Origin of the sequence: Blautia sp. NSJ-175, from assembly GCF_022867815.1 — a bacterium.
GTDB classification, from domain to species: Bacteria; Bacillota; Clostridia; order Lachnospirales; family Lachnospiraceae; genus Blautia; species Blautia celeris.
Genome location: NZ_JALIFQ010000002.1, coordinates 395,015 through 412,395 on the forward strand (window position 1 = coordinate 395,015; position 17,381 = coordinate 412,395).

The 17,381-nt window shown below is 44.9% G+C and carries 12 protein-coding genes; all 12 read right to left on the minus strand.

The annotated features are described in order from the left end of the window. Positions 1-36: 36 nt before the first annotated feature. A complete protein-coding gene (locus MUB35_RS05300) occupies positions 37-1,485 on the minus strand; it encodes a helix-turn-helix domain-containing protein (protein WP_186971193.1) in 1,449 nt (482 codons plus the stop codon). A gap of 478 nt (positions 1,486-1,963) precedes the next feature. After that, entirely contained in the window at positions 1,964-3,250 is a 1,287-nt protein-coding gene (locus MUB35_RS05305) for an extracellular solute-binding protein (RefSeq protein WP_186971194.1), read from the minus strand. Positions 3,251-3,281: 31 nt separating this feature from the next. After that, entirely contained in the window at positions 3,282-3,935 is a 654-nt protein-coding gene (locus tag MUB35_RS05310) for a GDSL-type esterase/lipase family protein (RefSeq protein WP_033143198.1), read from the minus strand. 4 nt (positions 3,936-3,939) lie between these two features. Next, positions 3,940-4,782: a carbohydrate ABC transporter permease gene (locus tag MUB35_RS05315; RefSeq protein WP_033143197.1), complete on the minus strand. Its 843-nt coding sequence runs from the start codon at positions 4,780-4,782 to the stop codon at positions 3,940-3,942. Beyond that, entirely contained in the window at positions 4,769-5,674 is a 906-nt protein-coding gene (locus MUB35_RS05320; protein WP_186971195.1) for a carbohydrate ABC transporter permease, read from the minus strand. The genes MUB35_RS05315 and MUB35_RS05320 overlap by 14 nt, the downstream gene beginning before the upstream one ends. 60 nt (positions 5,675-5,734) lie before the next feature. Beyond that, a complete protein-coding gene (locus tag MUB35_RS05325) occupies positions 5,735-7,057 on the minus strand; it encodes an ABC transporter substrate-binding protein (protein WP_054352631.1) in 1,323 nt (440 codons plus the stop codon). 103 nt (positions 7,058-7,160) lie between these two features. Then, positions 7,161-7,880, minus strand: a complete 720-nt coding sequence (locus MUB35_RS05330) for a response regulator transcription factor (RefSeq protein ID WP_186971196.1) — start codon at positions 7,878-7,880, stop codon at positions 7,161-7,163. Further along, positions 7,852-9,621, minus strand: a complete 1,770-nt coding sequence (locus MUB35_RS05335; RefSeq protein WP_186971197.1) for a sensor histidine kinase — start codon at positions 9,619-9,621, stop codon at positions 7,852-7,854. Before MUB35_RS05335 ends, MUB35_RS05330 begins: the two co-directional genes overlap by 29 nt. Before the next feature lie 80 nt (positions 9,622-9,701). Then, positions 9,702-14,327 carry an EAL domain-containing protein gene (locus tag MUB35_RS05340; protein ID WP_186971198.1) on the minus strand — a complete coding sequence of 1,542 codons (4,626 nt, stop codon included), beginning with the start codon at positions 14,325-14,327 and terminating at the stop codon, positions 9,702-9,704. Positions 14,328-14,546: 219 nt separating this feature from the next. Continuing rightward, complete coding sequence (locus tag MUB35_RS05345) at positions 14,547-15,422, minus strand: DUF3881 family protein (protein ID WP_033143192.1); 876 nt, start codon at positions 15,420-15,422, stop codon at positions 14,547-14,549. A gap of 50 nt (positions 15,423-15,472) precedes the next feature. Then, complete coding sequence (gene serS / locus MUB35_RS05350; RefSeq protein WP_033143191.1) at positions 15,473-16,750, minus strand: serine--tRNA ligase; 1,278 nt, start codon at positions 16,748-16,750, stop codon at positions 15,473-15,475. Between the two features lie 94 nt (positions 16,751-16,844). After that, the gene (locus MUB35_RS05355) at positions 16,845-17,372 is read right to left on the minus strand and encodes a DUF4446 family protein (RefSeq protein ID WP_033143190.1); all 528 of its coding nucleotides are present in this window, start codon (positions 17,370-17,372) and stop codon (positions 16,845-16,847) included. Between the last annotated feature and the right edge of the window lie 9 nt (positions 17,373-17,381).

Genomic DNA, 17,381 nt, shown 5'->3' on the forward strand with positions numbered 1-17,381 from the left:
ATCTTGAATATCTCAAGACAAGCCCCTTTTCAATCCTCATTCCTCAAATAAAACTTTTACTGCTCCCATGCCGCAGTTGATATCAAAGAAGTTCTCAGCACCGGTATTTACCTTATAAGTACCGCCCATGCCTCCAAACTGATTATCACCCACTCTGACATCTCCCATTCCTACCTTCACCCTGTATCCGTATTCCGAAGGTGCCACAAGGCTTGCCGCAATCTCTCCCATGCCGCAGTCCAGTTTACATCTGCCCCGCATCTGGCCTTCCAGCATGATTTTACCCATACCGCATTTGATCTTGGCAGCACCGCTGTAATAATCTGCCAGCACAATCTCACCGGCCCCCAGATCCAGGGTACTGGCATCTGCCAGGATTCCTCTTCCCACCAGTTTTCCTGCACCCAGTTTTATCTTCACATCTTTAAAATGATATCCTCTAGGTATAATGATAATGATTTTCCGCTCCGAGAAAATATTGGTAATGTTACTCAGCAGGAACAGATCCCTATACCCTCTGTCTTTTATCTTCCAGACTCCATCCCTTACCTCTTCTCTGCAGTCCCCGTTTGGATAACATGACAGGTCGAGGGCAAACTCATCACCCTCCTTGATGATAGCGTCCGCCATTCCGATATCAATGTTCAGAGAATGGATCATCACATTATTCTCACGGAAAACTTTTCTGATTTCCAGTGTGCCGTTCTTCCAGTCCTCCTCCCATTTTCTTCTATCAGCCTTATCCTGCTGCGACCCGCTATCCTGGGTCCGGTCAGCCTCCGGTTTTACATTCTCCTGTGTTCCGAACCCATCCGTACCGGATGCCCCAGTCTTACTCCCCTGTCCGGACCGGCTCTGCGGCTGGCCTGCCCCCTCTTCGTTTATATGTTCTGTCTTAACCCGGCTCTGCGCTTCGGCAGTCTCTTTTGTCTTTACCTGTTCTTCCGTTTTGACTTGACTCCGCTCTTTGTCATTCTCACCTGCATTTACCTGCTCTTCCACGCTCATCCGTTTCTGCTCTGTACTGTCATCTCCTGTGCTGACTTGCCTATCCGCTCTCTTCTGACCCTGCGCTGCGTCTTCCTCTTCCGTCGTATCACCTGTCGCCTGATCTATCTGCCACTCCATCTCAGCCTGCCATTCCAGTCGAATCTGATTCTGTTCCTCACCGGAAGATTTTTTCTCCTCCTCAGCGCTCTGTCCCCGGAACGAGTTTTCTGCCTCTGGCTCCCCTCCCGAAGGCATTTCACCTCCGGCAAGCTGACCGCCGCCCAGCAGCATATCCGTACTGACGCCAAATATATCTGCCAGGGGAACCAGCATCATAATATCAGGGCAGGAAAGACCGCTCTCCCATTTACTTACTGCCTGAGCGGAGATTCCCAGCTTCTCAGCAAGCTGTGCCTGTGTAAGTCCTTTAAGTTTTCTTAAAAATGAAATCCTGTCTCCAAATGCTTCCGGAAGACGGATATTTGCTGTTTTCATATTTGTATTCTCATCCATATTTTTTACCCATTCAACTTTCCTGTTCAGCGTTTACAAGTTATAAGTAAATTCCTGCTGCAGTGCACAGCCTGTTATCTGTACACAAAGATTATCTGATAAAACGGCGCGTCGTGTTTTTAAGATACTAACAGCATATCCGGAATTTGAGTGCATTTACAAGCAACCGTAGGTTGATTTTTAAGATTTTTACAAAATTCAACCATTAGTTGACTGCTTTTACACCTATTATAACAAACACACCTTCTTATGGAAAGAAAAACAAATACATCCCGCATAAATGTCCTATACTCGCCCGACCGGCCTTCTGTTTTCTCCTGCAGCTAAAATATCCTCCCGGCAAACATTAGGAACCTAAGTATCTGAGTAAAATCTGTCCTGCATCATCCGTCCGTACCGCTGACCTTGACAGCAGGTGCATATACTCACTCCTTTTTACTGATCAATGAAATCATTACCGTCACTCTTTCTCACACAGTTCCCTGACAAACTGTTCCGGGGATATGTTTCCGCTGCCCAGCTCCTCTGAACCTCTCATAAAAACCTCTGCTCTGCGTCTGTCCAGATAAAATTCCCAATACTGCATTCTTTTGTCTGCTGATCCGGCCATATTTTCAATCTGCCGGCAGACATCATCCTCCGGCTTACATGCATCACCTGTATCCCATACCGGAATCCCTGCTCCTCTCTCATACAATTTCACGGCAAAATTCTCCAGTATTTCTTCCAGTGCCCAAACTGTCACCTCGGGATGCTCCGCAGCCTTATTCACAACAAAAGCATCACTGACTCCCCCAAGGCTCTCTCTGCCGGTATACACACCCGGAAAGGGAACTGCTGATAATTTCCCATGCAGTGGACTGTTTTCCTGCATGACATTTCCGGCGAAATCACTTTTTGCCAGATACATGGGAATCCTGCTCAGATAGAAATCATTTTCCACATCCTGCGTGCTCCTTGTAAATAAAGGACTTCCAAAAGCCCCCATATCCCTGAGCAGACAGAACTTATCAACACCGTTCAGGAAAGCGGAAATGTCCTCCTTTGTCCCTTCCTGTCTCAGCACCCTTTTACAGACATCACTCCCGGCCTCACTTACACATATACTTTCCAGATAAAGCCTGAAACCGGTATCCGTGTCTACCGAACAGGCAAAAGGCGTGATATCCCGGGCAATAAACTCCCTGCATACCTCCTCCAGTTCGCCCCAATCCGAAGGAATCTGCAGTCCGCATGCATCAAACATCTCCCGGTTGACAAAAAGGACAGCCACACTTTCAGAAAATCCCAGACCATATATACCGCCCTCATAATTCATACCTTCCATCGCTTCCTCGTCTATCCTGCTGTTAATATCTTCAGACAAATATTCATTCATCTTCAGCAGTTTTCCCGAACTGACCGCCCCCTTCAGATAACTGTCTCCAAAACAGAAGTAAATATCCGGTGTATCATTGGAAGCAATGGCAGACGGCAGCTTTTCTCTGTAAAGCTCCATCTCCGTACCTTCCGCCAATACCTGTACGGTATCATGCGCTTTGTTGAATTCCTCCACAGCTTCCAGAAAGGATTTCTTATATGCCTCCCCCTCATTTTCCCATGGATACCACAGACACAGATCTATCCTTTCTTCTTCCTCACCGCTTTTCTTCTCCTCGGACTTTGGAAGAACGCGAAAACAGAGCAATGTTATCGCTGCCAAAAGAAATAAAAACCCCAATAAAATAATTCTCTGCCGTTTTTCCATCTGCTATCACCCATGCTGTCCTTCATAAAACTCAGATTTTTAATATCTCCTCAATGCACTCTGCCGCAGCTCTTCCCAGATTTCTGTGTCCTTCTCTGCTCAAATGGATACAATCCTTCACGGAAACCTCCGCAACCTTCCCGGCATCCAGCAGCCAGACACCCTCCATTCCCTTTAAAGCAGCCTCATAAGCGGCATACAAAGCCTTACTTTTACTCACAGATTCCTCATCGTACATACCATAAAAATCAGATGACGCAATCTCATCCCTCACCGGTGCCGGGACGATCACCAGGACCTCCGGTCTTTCTCCTACCCAGTATGTATCCGGATTTCGGGCCATTTTAACAAGGTTCACCATACCTGCTGCTATCTCCTTAACACTGGGCGTAAATATATGACGGATATCATTTGTCCCCAGCATGAACACTACCAGATCCAAAGGCTGATGGCTCTGCAGGCTGCAGCCCAGAAACTTTCTGCCATTCCTGTCAGGTGATGTAGGGTCATCAAACATAATGGAACGTCCGCATAGGCCCTCCTCAATTATTTTCGCCCTGCCTTCCAGACATTTCTGCAGAATCCCGGTCCATCTCACATCATCCCCATACCTGAAATCTTCCCCGTCAGGCTCAGGATTATGTCCCCATGTATTGGAATCACCATAACACAATATACGTTTCATTTTCTTATCCTTTCACAGCTCCTAATGTCATTCCCTCTATAAATTTATCACTTGCAAAAATAAATGCAATAAGCAGAGGTATAAAACTTATCATGGATGCTGCCATTATAGTTCCTGTCAGTGTACCATTTAAATCCTTCATGGACGCAATGCCCAGGGGAAGGGTTTTCATCATAGTTTCATTTACAGTGATAAGGGGCCATGTCAGACTTCCCCACTGCTGCGTAAAGTTAAAGATTGCCAGAAGACTTAACTGCGGCACTGTTATAGGCAGTACAATCTTGAAAAATGTCCCATAATTGCTGCACCCATCTATCTTAGCTGCCTCTATCAATGAATCCGGTATATCTTTCATAAACTGTGTCATCATATAGACTCCAAAAGCACTTGCCACCCCCGGAAATACCAGAGATTTATAAGTATTCACCCATCCCAGCTTGGAAACGATCAGAAAAAGAGGAATCAATGTGGTAACACTGGGAATGATCTGCGTCGCGACCACCACATTAAACAGTACCTTGGAACCGGGAAACCTTCTTTTTGCAAATGCGTATCCTGCCATGGATGCCACCAGTACCACCAGCACCGTATTGCTGCCTGCAACAAATACACTGTTCAGCATCCAGCGCAGATATGCCCCGCCCTGCATTTTCAAAACTTCTGTATAATTATCCAGTGAGCCTCCGCTGGGCCAGAATTTCGGCGGATAACTGATGATTGCATTGGTATCCAGCATGGAGGATACAATAAGCTGCCAGAAAGGAAATGCAATGATGACCACCAGTAAAAACAGCATAAATGTCTTCAAAAAGGAAAAAACTTTTTTCTTTGCCCTATATCTGTTCATTCTTTTTCCCCCTTCTTCTGGTTTTATCCTTTTCTCTCAATAACAGATTCTCCAGACCATAGATCAACAGGATCACAAGAAGAAATACAAGTGAAGCTGCTGCCCCGAATCCCACTCTGTAATATTTAAAACTGTACTGGTAAATCTCATATATCACGGTCTGTGTCGCACCGAGAGGCCCTCCGTTTGTGAGCATATACACAGATTCAAATATCTGGAACTGCCAGATCGTATTCATGGTCACACACAGAATGATCGCATTTCTGATAAGCGGCAGCACCACATAGATTGTCTCCTGCACTACATTAGCCCCGTCTATTCTGGAGGACTCCAGGCAATCTGCGGGAAGGGAACGCATTGCCGACATATACACAAAGATAAAGAAAGTTCCACCCTTCCAGAGTTCCAGTATCATAACTGCCATCTTTGCACTGAATCTCCCGTTCAGCCAGCTTATGGGCTTCATGCCCAGCACCTGGAATAACATATTCAAAGGTCCGTTGTTCGATAAAATATAGGAGATCAGAACACTGGCCACAACCATGGAAATCAGCATGGGAAGAAAATAGATGACCTCGCACACATGTCCAAACCGTGTTTTTTTCTTGATCAAAAGGGCAAAAAAGATCCCCAGGAACTGGCTCACCGGCACTTCGATCAGCATATAGATGAACGTGTTCTTAAAAGCGTTTTGGAAATCCGGTGTCTGCAGCACATCCTTAAAGTTCTTCAGTCCCACCCAGTCAAATTGTGCCTGCAGAAAGTTACCGTCATGCAGGCTGAGATAAAAAACGTATCCTATAGGTATAATTGTAAATGTGATAAAGAAAACTGCAAATGGCAGTAAAAAACTATAGGACACAGCATATTCCTTAATTCTTCTCTTATTCATAAATACACTCTTCTCCTAAACAGCAGAGGGGCCTGTAAAAGCCCCCCTCAGTCCCAAAACTTATTCTCCGCTGATTGCTTTCATAGAATCATACATAGCCTGGATGGAATCCGCCGGTGATTTCTCACCTCTTGCAACATTTTCATACATAATCTTCAGATTCTGAAGCATTGCATTGGCGTAATCAGAAGCAGGGCTGACCTGGAGCTTCTTGATTCCTTCCGCGGCAACAGCCATTATTTCGTCTCCCTCATACATCATGTCATTGGTAGCCAGCTGCGGGGAGAAAAATCCCACTTCTGACAGATATATCTTTTCAACTTCCGGTCTGGTGACATACTCAACGAATTTCCACGCTTCATCGGGATATTTTGTCTGGCTGGAGATGGACAGCATACCAATGTTGGCAAAATTCCATTTGGCATGTTCCTCGTCACTGGCCGGTCCTGCCGGAAGGGCAAATGCTCCCAGATTAATATCTGAAGCCTCTTTAATAATATTTGTATAATGAATCTGCTGTGGGAACATGGCAACCTGTCCGTTATAGAAATATGACCGCTCCTCATCCTTATTCGTATATTTTTCCAGTGGAAGAACTACCTGATCCTCATGATACAACTGGTCAAAGAAAGTCAGTCCCTCCACACCCTGTTCATTATTAAATCCAATATTGGTAAGGTTTTTATTCCACATATCAGCTCCGGCCTGGATAATGTAGGACAGTGGCTGCCAGTAGTCATCCATCTCATACATCATGCCCCATTGGTCAGTCTCGCCGTCACCATCTTTATCCTGGGTAAGCTTTTTCGCTGCTTCTCTCAGTTCTTCCCATGTTTCCGGCACCTTTGTAACTCCTGCTTCCTCAAACATATCCTTGTTGTAGAACATAACCGAATTCAGTGCAACAAACGGTATTCCCATAAGTTTCCCGTCATGAGAACAGTATTCCAAAGCCGACTCCGGATAACCTGATAACTTTTTCTCGTCCGCATAGTCATCAAGTGACAGAAGATATCCATTCTTGGCATACAGCGGGAACTGCTCTGTCTGGAAACTGATGTCCGGACCGCTGCCTGCTGAGAAAGCTGCTGTCTCCTTCTCCACAACAGAATCCCATGCAACATTGAGAAATTCCACTTCAATATCCGGATTTTCTTTGTTGAAATCCTCGATCATACCGGCCCATATGTCATCCTCACGATCCGAATGCGGTGATTTCCAGAATGTAAGCTTTACCTTTTCCCCTGAATCCTTATCCGATGTGTCCGCACCTTTTTCCTCTTTACTCTCTGAGGCCTTACTCTCTTCTGAACTGCCGCCGCAGCCTGCCAGCAGGCCGATTGCCATACTTGCGCATAAAAGCATTGCTATTTTTCTTCTCATTTTCTTTTCCTCCTGATACTTACTATAGCTTTTTATGCCTTACCACTTGCTATGGTTACAGTATAGAAAAAATCCCCGCCACTCTGAACCCAGTATTTTTACCCTATTCCGCACATATTTTACTTTTTTTATAATCATTAACCGACATCCCCATATATTTCCGAAAACAACGGCTAAAGTAGTCAGGATTCGGAATGCCGACTTTCTCTGCAATCTCATACACCTTCCAGTTTCCTGATTTCAGATAATCACATGCGTGTTCAATCCTCACTTTATTGAGATATTCCACGAATGGGATGCCTGTCTTCTTTCTGAATGTACGGCTTAAATAACTGGGGTTCAGGTAAAATCTCTCAGCCGTTGTGGAAAGGGAAAGACTGCTCTGGGCATAATTTTCCTCCAGATAATCCCTTATCTGTTCCATAACCTCCTTTGTCCCTTCCTCCACTGTCTCGATCTGCCTGCCCACTCTTGCAAGGGCTTCCTTTACCTCCTGCCGCTTTAAGGGCTTTAAGATAAAATCCACAGCCCCGGCCCGGAGTGCTTTCTGCGCGTACTTAAAATCATCATAGGCAGTAACAATGATCACCTTAACCTGCGGATATTTCTTCATGATCTCTTCCGCCAGCGAAATGCCGTCCATAATGGGCATTTTAATATCCGTAACCACCAGATCCGGTATTTCCTCCTGTATACGGAACAGTGCCTCCCTGCCGTTCTGGGCTTCCCCTATGATCTTCATATGAAACTCTTCCCAGTTCACAATAATTCTGAGAAGGTTTCTGGTCCCCACTTCATCCTCCACAAGCAATACTTTCATCATGACCTTCATCTCCTTCATAACAGACAGGCACCCTCAGTACAATAGTTGTCCCTTTTCCTTTTGTGCTCTGAATTGTATAATCTATATCTGACTCATAGAATATTCTCATTCTCTCTATGGTTCCCCGAAGCCCGAAACTCTTCTCATTGCTGCTTATATTCTCTCTGTTCAGCTCTTTGATCTTATCCTCATCCATTCCCACACCGTCGTCCTCTATGGTGAACTTCAGATATCCATCCTCCGCTGTCCCCTCCACATACACCACACCTGGTGTTTCTTTTGGACGGATTCCATGATTTACTGAATTCTCCACAAGAGGCTGCAGCACCATTTTTAAGATAAAAGTCCCCTGTATCTCCGGGTCCACATTGAGAACATAGTGCAGGGAATCACCATACCGTAATTTCTGCAGTTCCAGATAATCCTTCACCATCTCTGCCTCTTCCCTGACCGAGATCATTTCCCTTCCCTTGCTCAGCAGTATCCTGTAATAGCTGCCGAAAGCTTCCAGAGCATCATATACCTCCTCATTCTTTCCGCTCAGTGCAAGATATCCCATCGCGTCAATTGTATTATATAGAAAATGCGGCTTCATCTGTTCCTGCAGCGCGTTCAGTTCTGCCCTTCTCTTTATCTTTTCCTCTTCATATACTCTCTCGATCAAGGCATCTATCTCATCCACCATCTTGTTATATGTAGTCTCCAGAATCTCCATTTCCCCGAATGTGTTATACCTGTTTCCCCACATCCTGATCTTCTCAAACTTTCTTCCGCTCATGCGGTTCATGGAACCTGCCATCTGTTCCAGCGGGTCAGCCACATACCGTTTCATGATAAAATATCCGATCCCGCAGAACAGGGCCAAAAATATCATTGCCATGGCAAAAATGATCCCGCCGATCCCTGACTGCTTCAATCCGTTTTCAATCCTTACACCTGCCAGTACCTTCCAGTTATTGCCTTCGATATCCTGCTGCGCAAGAAGAAGACTGTCATTGTTTTTCTTACTTTTCAATGCTTCCTTTACACTGGGCAGGGACATATCCGACTGGGAAGTGACGATCTTACCTGTATCATCCAGAACATATATTACCGGTATACTCTTGCTGTCCAATCCCCCGTAACTGTCTGCAAATGCATTCGGGTCCATATTTATCATCAATATTCCAACAGGATGGTAATCCGTGGGGTTGTTGATCACCCGGATGAGAGATACCGTAGTCTCAGCGCTGCTCTGAGTCAGAACACGGTCAGCATTTAGCTTCAAACAGTAAGAACCTGCCAGTTCCCTGACCTCCTCATACCAGTTCGTCTCCCTGATATCTTCCATGCGGAGAGTTCTGACATGATTCTTATCTATACTGCATCCATGACTTTCCATATCCCACATATAAATACCGTTAATATGGGTCTCCGTATCCACAAGCGATGTAAACTGATGCAGACTCTCCTTCTGCATCTTCCCATCCTTCAGCTCCAATGCCTCTGTGATATCACTGCTGGACAAAATGATCCTGGAATAGTAAGCCGTATTGTCTATCAGCGTTGATATATTTTTACTGACCGTGTTCAGCGTCTGAGCTGAGAGTGCCTGTGCTGACTCTGTGGCATTTTTGTCACTGACCCGATAAAAGATCAATAAAATAATACTCCAGGATACCAGAAGCAGTGACATATACAGAAATGCCAGTTTTACAGAAATCCTCGCCTTTCCAAGGATCTTTCCCTTTTCTCTTCCCATGAAAATCCTCCAATCCCCTCTGTTCTCTTTCACAGCCCAAAATGACAGGTACCATCAAGATACCTGTCATTCACCAAAAGCTACTTATCCCTTGCCAGTTCATATCTGATTTCCTTCATATCACTTTCATACTTTCTGAAGGAACCCTTTCCGTTCATCTTAGCATTGAAAAGCGCAACATCAGCCTTTCTGTAAAGCACATCGAACTCCATGCCCTGTTCAGGTATCATGACATAGCCGGCGGATACGGAGAAGACGATCTCATGCTCCCCGTCACTGCGGACAGTGACCATACTCTCCATCACTTTTTCAAGCTTCGCGTGCACATCCGCGTCCCTGATCCGCTTGCAGAATATAAGAAATTCGTCTCCACCGATTCTGCAGAGTATGTCATCGCTTCTGAAAAACCCTTTCAGCTTCCCGGCATTTTTGCAGATCATCTCATCACCATATGCATGGCCGAATACGTCATTAGCCAGTTTAAAGTTATCCAGGTCAAACATGATGATCGCAGCGGTTTCCTCCCTGCCCTCCATATCCGCCAGATAACTCTTGATTCGGGGTATTGCTGTCTGACGGTTAAACAATCCGGTCAGGGCATCCGCCTCAGCAATTTTAGTGAGACGCAGTTCCTGGTTTTTCTGCTCTGTAACATCCAGATAATATCCCACTGCTTTTACGGGAATGCCGTTCTTATCACAGATTGCCTCCCCTGCCGCCTTGATCCACACACCCTTTCCATCTGCTTTTATCAGTGGAAATGTACATTCCGCGCCGGCCCCAAAATTATTTTTGTATAATTTCTTTAATATGTCTATGAAGGATTCCCTGTACGCTTCAGGCATCCGTTCTTTTTCCAGAAAACAAAGCGGAAAATTCCCTATCAGCCGGGAGGTATCCTTCTTTTTCCCTGACTTCAGATGCTGGATATCAGACAGCGTGAGCATATTTCTTCTGAAATCCCACTCCCATCCGTTGATATCCGCCAGACGGAGGATACTCTCAATTTCCTTTCTCATCAGCCACAGCTCATGTTCCTTTTTCTTAATGGAGGTCACATCCCTGTAAATGCAGAGATAGACGCTGCCCTCCTCATCCCCGCTGATAAACCTGCCGTCCATACTGAGCCATATCTTCAGGTTATCCGGCATTTTGATCTCAATGGTATCCTGGTAGTTCCTTCCTGACTTGATGGCATCCTCCAGTTCTCTCCTGACAGACTGCAGCTCCTGTCCTGTTTTCCATGGTTTTTCATACTCTTCCTTTGTATATCCCAGTTCCCGGAAAAGTCCGTCTCCCAGTATCTCATACCTGAATATCCCATCCTTATAATGTACAAGTACAACATTATCTGAGAAATTCTCCATGAACATCCGCATCTTATTTTTCAGTTCCATGGTCTCCGTCACATCCACAACAACTCCCTGGAAAAATGACGTTCCGTGAAAATTCATATATTTACTCTGGTCAATGACCCATATATACCCATGCTTTCCCAAGATCCTGTATTCCAGATTATGTGATACGGTATTACGCCTCAGTAACTCAGCGCCTTCCTCAGCCAGGCGCCGGTCATCCGGATGTACCATCCGCATAAATTTGTTCTGAAACAGCTCCTGTATCTCAGCCCTTGTATAGCCCAGCATTTCCAGGAATTTGTCACTGATATAGAGGAAATCATACTCCGGTGTGTCCGCGCATCTGTGATATCCGCCGGGCATGTCATAATTCAGAAACTTGAGCTCCTGGTTCTGGCTCAGCAGCATGGCGTTGCGCTCCGCAAGCTGCTGCTGTACCATCATGGTCTCAGAGATATCCGTACACGCACTGACAATAGCCATTCTTCCATCTTCCGCCCTGATTATTTTCCCTTTATCCAGGGTCCAGAACCAGGAACCATCCTTTTTCGGCATACGGTATGTTGTAGTGTACTCCGCACCCGGATAATACGCGCCAATATCATGGCCCACCCGCTCCCTGTCATCCGGATGAATGGTATTGATCACCTGTCCTTTAATGGCCGCGTTAAGTTCCTCATAACTTTCATATCCCATCAGACGGATCATCTCATAATTGGCAAAATAAAGAGGAAATCCCTCCTCGCAGTATCCCCCGATCATGCCGCCCGGGGACATCTGGGCAAATATAGTGGCGGCTGTCTTTCTGTTCTCCTCTGTCAGCTTCATAAAGGATGCATCGTTTTCCGATACATTGAGAACAGCGGCAAGTGCTCTCTGGGAAGATTCCAGCATGGCCTCCCTCTCCTTCTGCATGGTGACATCACTGACAGATCCGTAATAAAATCTGTGCCCATCCTGTTCCTTCAGGAAAAACACATGGATATGCATCCAGATTGTCTTACCGTTCCCCTTCAGACGTCTGACTTCGCCTTCCGCTCCTGTTATTGACTTTTCATAAGCTTTCTGGAAAATGCTCAGCATTTCCCGCCTGTCATCCTCATAGACGTATTGGATGATCCTTACTTTATTTTCCTCAAGCTCTACAGGGTCTGTCTCCATGATCCTGTAATATTGTTCATTGACGCGTATAAGCTCTACATCGTTCCGGTAAACATCATAAAATGCTATTCCGCCCAGGATATTGTTCATCATGGTCTCACTGAACACATTATCTCTGAACATATCCTTTATACGGAACCTCTCAATCTCCCTGGCCTTGATTCCCCTGAAATCCACTTTGTTTTCATCTGCAAGAAGCTTTTCAAAGGCTTCTACCGGCATTGGTTTGTAAAAATAATACCCCTGTGCATAGATACATCCCATATCCAGGAGAAAATCCACCTGTTCCTTTGTCTCAACCCCTTCTGCGATCACGCGGATTCCCATCAGCCGTGCCATACTCGTTATGGCTTCCAGTATACCCATTCCCCTGTCTGCGCTCTCCTCATTCATATCCAGGAACTTCATGTCTATTTTAAGAATGTCCACATTGACATCCTTTAACATATTGAGGGAGGAGTATCCGCTTCCGAAGTCATCCATGAGAACCGTAAACCCTGACTTCCGCAGGTTCTCCACAGCCGCTCTGATAATATTATAATTTTCCGCGTAAGCACTCTCCGTAATCTCTATCTCTATCAGCGATGGGTCCAGCCTGTACTTCTTTATCAGCCCGCAGAAACACTCCGCCACATCAACCGTATAAATATCTACTCTGGACACATTGACAGATATGGGAACCACCCGGTATCCTCTGTCCAGCCACCCTCTCACGCTGCTGCATACCATATCCCAGACATACATATCCAGTTTTGCGATAAATCCGCTGTTCTCCAGCACCGGAATAAATTCATCCGGGGGAACCAGACCCCGCTCGGGATGAATCCACCTGACAAGTGATTCCAGGCCTATGATCCTCCCTGTCATCATATTACATTTTGGCTGCCCATAAAATACAAACTCGCCGTTTGTCAGCGCTCTCTGCACTTCTGATAAAAGTAAGTGGTTTTCCTCAATTTTCTGCATCATTGCCGCATCATACCAGGAAACACGTTTTGCATAATTTCCCTTTACGGATGCCAGCGCAATGGATGCCCGGTCATACATGGTGCTTACAGGCAGGCTTTTATCTGTTATCTCATACATACCGAATACAGGAAGGAATCCGGCATTTCCTCCGTACTGCTTTACGTAGTTCAAGATCTCATCCTGTATACTTTTAATCGTTTCCCTGTCATCAGGCAGTATGATAACAAAATCATCATCTCCCATATAACCGGCGATTCCCTTGTTGCTTTCCTGGGTCCTTTTAAAAAATCCTCCTGCTATTTTAAGAAATCTGTCACCGGCCTCCTGTCCATACCATTCATTGAAAATCTTAAAGTGTTCTATATCAACAGCCATCAGACAGTATCTCTGATCCCCGCCTGCCTTCAGAAATTCATCGGCTTTTGAGAAAAAGATATTCTTCCTGTAAAGCCCGGTCAGACTGTCATAAGCGTTGTCCTGCAGTTGATTTTTGTGCTCCTGTTTCATCTGCTTTGTCTTCTGGGTATTGATATCCTGGATAAAGCACATAAGGATCTGATCTCCGTCCCCGCTATGCCTAAGCGGCACAACAAGCTGAAGAATCCAGCAGAAATCACCATTCTGCATCTTTTTTCTGCACTGGCTTCTCACGGCATTTTCCGCTGTATCCTTTGCCATCCTTGTCAGAATATCATCCAGGTTCCAGAACCTGAAATACTCTTCCCTGTCATCCGGATGGATCAGGCGCTCTCCTGTATCCTGAAGCATCTGTGTAAGACTGCCGGATGAGGGGACAGGGGGATATTTTTCCTGCATTTGATACAGTTTTTTGTATGTATTTTGTGTAATATTCAGCTCGTACAATTCATCATATGCGGTGAGGTTGGTAAGATTAAAGAACAGGCTTTTATTGCCCTCATGTATCTCCTTTGCCAGAACCATGCTGCAGATACCGGAGCCGGGCCAGTCAATGGCTCCGGAATTAACCTCCACCCATTTCTTAACCTTTTTATTATAGAAAATGGCATTATCCCCGTCCTTCCGGGCAAGAGGACACTCCCCGCAGGGCTTATCCTCATTACACAGAATCTGATAACAGATCTGCCCGCACTCCAATTCGGGAAAAGTCTCCTTCAGCGCATCATTGCAGCTGACGATCCTGTAATCACTGTCTATAATATATATTTTGCTTTTATTATTAACCGATAGCTTTTCCATAGCCCCTCCAACACACATACAATACCATCAATATATCCATTATAGTGCTGAATTCACATAAACGTCAATGTTTTTGCCTCTCCTTTATGCAATTCAACCAAAATAAATCTAACAGACAAAAAAAGATACCGGAATACAGCGTCCGATACCTTTTTCTTAAATCTTTATTCCCTTTTCTGCCCTGTATCTCAACAAAACACGACATATGCAAAAATATAATCAGAAGTGAATACTCCCCTGAAGCCAGATAACGCCTTTAAAGCGCCGTCCCACCTCAGGCTCTCCCATCAGATCATTTGTGTTGATACACACATCAATTTCCAGGTCATTGCATGAGATTCTGAGTTCGTAGACTTCCTCGTTTGTCATGACATTTCTGACTCTGGAGCAGTCAAGTATTTCTCCCATGACATTATACAGGTCACATTCCATTCCGTACGGCATAAAATATGTATCTACAATAGAGTACACATCTTCATTGGGTATTCTGCCGGAAATCATGGAATAGATATCAATATCCTCCATGGTCAGATTCTCCATGGCATCCTCATCGCCATTACGTGCAGCCGCGATCATACGGTTGCGGTTGATGGTATTTTCCTTCTCTTCTTTTTCCTGTTTCTCATCCTTTGTGACAGGAAGAAGAATCTTTCCCTCCTTAGCCAGGGCCGCAAGGGTTATGGCATAGGAGCCTCTGGAATAATTTCCATGGCTTCTCTCTGTTAGATATTCTCCTGCATTCTGCAGATAAAATATAATGGTCACTCCAATTCTCACGTCATCACAGGCGCCTGCGTAAGATTCCTTTCCTGCATGCTTTTCGATTACCACGTCCTCCTGGGTAGTAATCCCGGTACCGCGGAAATACGGAAAATAATATTCCATCTGGAACTCATTATTCTCATCATATTCTCCGCATACCGTTATTCCAAAATCACAGCCAAAGGTTTTAGAGATTTCCGCGAACATATGATTTTTTCTGTCTTCAATCACTGTCTTCTCATCATAATGTAAGATTACATCTTTAAGAATCCGGTCCACCTCTTTTTTTCCGTTTATACCGGAAAAACCAATGGATTTCAAATAACTGTGCAAATACGTACCTCCGTCTGGTTAAGGTTTACATAACTTTGTTTACATAATGTTTACTTTATTTCTGTCATACCGCCCATATAAGGTCTTAAAGCCTCCGGAATCCTTACAGAGCCATCTGCCTGCAGGTTATTTTCCAGAAATGCGATCAGCATTCTCGGCGGGGCAACAACTGTATTGTTCAAGGTATGCGCCAGATACTTGCCATCTTTCCCATTTATACGGATTTTTAATCTTCTGGCCTGTGCATCACCCAGGTTTGAACAGCTTCCCACCTCAAAATATTTTTTCTGTCTCGGTGACCACGCTTCCACATCCACGGATTTCACCTTCAAATCCGCCAGGTCTCCGGAGCAGCATTCCAGTGTACGCACCGGAATATCCAGGGAGCGGAATAAATCTACGGTGTTCTGCCACAATTTGTCAAACCACTCTTTACTTTCCTCCGGTTTGCAAACAACGATCATTTCCTGCTTCTCAAACTGATGGATACGGTATACACCGCGCTCTTCCAGCCCGTGTGCTCCCTTTTCTTTCCTGAAGCACGGGGAATAGCTTGTAAGAGTCTTGGGCAGCTCCTCCTCGGGGATGATCGTGTCAATGAATTTACCGATCATGGAATGCTCGCTGGTTCCGATGAGATACAGGTCTTCACCCTCGATCTTGTACATCATGGCATCCATCTCAGCAAAGCTCATAACGCCTGTCACCACATCGCTGCGGATCATGAAAGGAGGTACACAGTAGGTAAATCCTCTGTTTATCATAAAATCCCTTGCGTAGGAAATAACAGCAGAGTGAAGTCTTGCAATATCACCCATAAGATAATAGAATCCGTTTCCGGCTACCTTTCTGGCGCTGTCCAGATCAAGTCCATTGAAGCTTTCCATAATTTCTGCGTGATAGGGAATCTCAAACTCAGGAACCACCGGTTCGCCATACTTCTGGACCTCTACATTCTCCGTGTCGTCCTTTCCGATGGGCACTGACGGATCAATGATGTTTGGTATTGTCATCATGATCGTTCTGATCTTTTCCTCTACTTCTCTTTCCTCTGCAGACAGGCGTTCTACCGTCTCAGCATTGGCTGTAACTTTTTTCTTTACCTCCTCTGCCTCCTCTTTCCTGCCTTCCTTCATAAGCCCGCCTATCATCTTGGAGATTTTGTTTCTTTCAGCTCTTAATGCCTCAACTTCCTTCTTGATGTCACGGTTTCTCTTGTCCAGCTCGATCACTTCATCTACAAGCGGCAATTTGCTGTCCTGAAATTTATTTTTAATATTCTGCTTTACAATTTCCGGGTTTTCTCTTAAAAATTTAATGTCTAACATCTCTGTTCTCCTTTTGTTTTCACAAGTTTGTTTACATAAGATTATTTACATAATTTGTGGCAACAATTCAATCTGCCAAATTATCAGACCGCGGTCAGTCATCTAACTCTGTCTCCTGTAAAATACCGAAATTCACAGCCTGTCTCAGAGCTTCCACTTCTTCTTCACTCAATACTACATAGGATTCCCCATTTACGATCTCTTTAATATAGAGAAAGCAATTTTCTCTGCTGTGTATAGCATTGAGCAGAAAGCCGGTATTATTTTTGTCAAGCATGGCCAGCACAAAACTCAGTTTTCCTCCCATGTCTTCAAAGGCGTCATATTTTACAATACCGTATTTGTTCAGGGATTTGTCCATGACTTTCCATATTTTCTCAATTTCTTCTCCATTGTCATCTGTGGAGCGCACCAGTTTTTCAATCAAATCGAATTTTCTTTTAAAAAGCCGTTCAAGAGATTGTCCATCTTTCCCCTTCATGAACAGCGTATACTTCCTGTTTAGCCGGTTCAGTCCCAATGAAAGGTTAAATACGCAGATCAGCAGTATGACCACTACGACCAGCAGTAAAACCATCAATATTCCGGAGTGAGACTGAAGACTTTCTAATAAACTACTCATCTGTTGTTC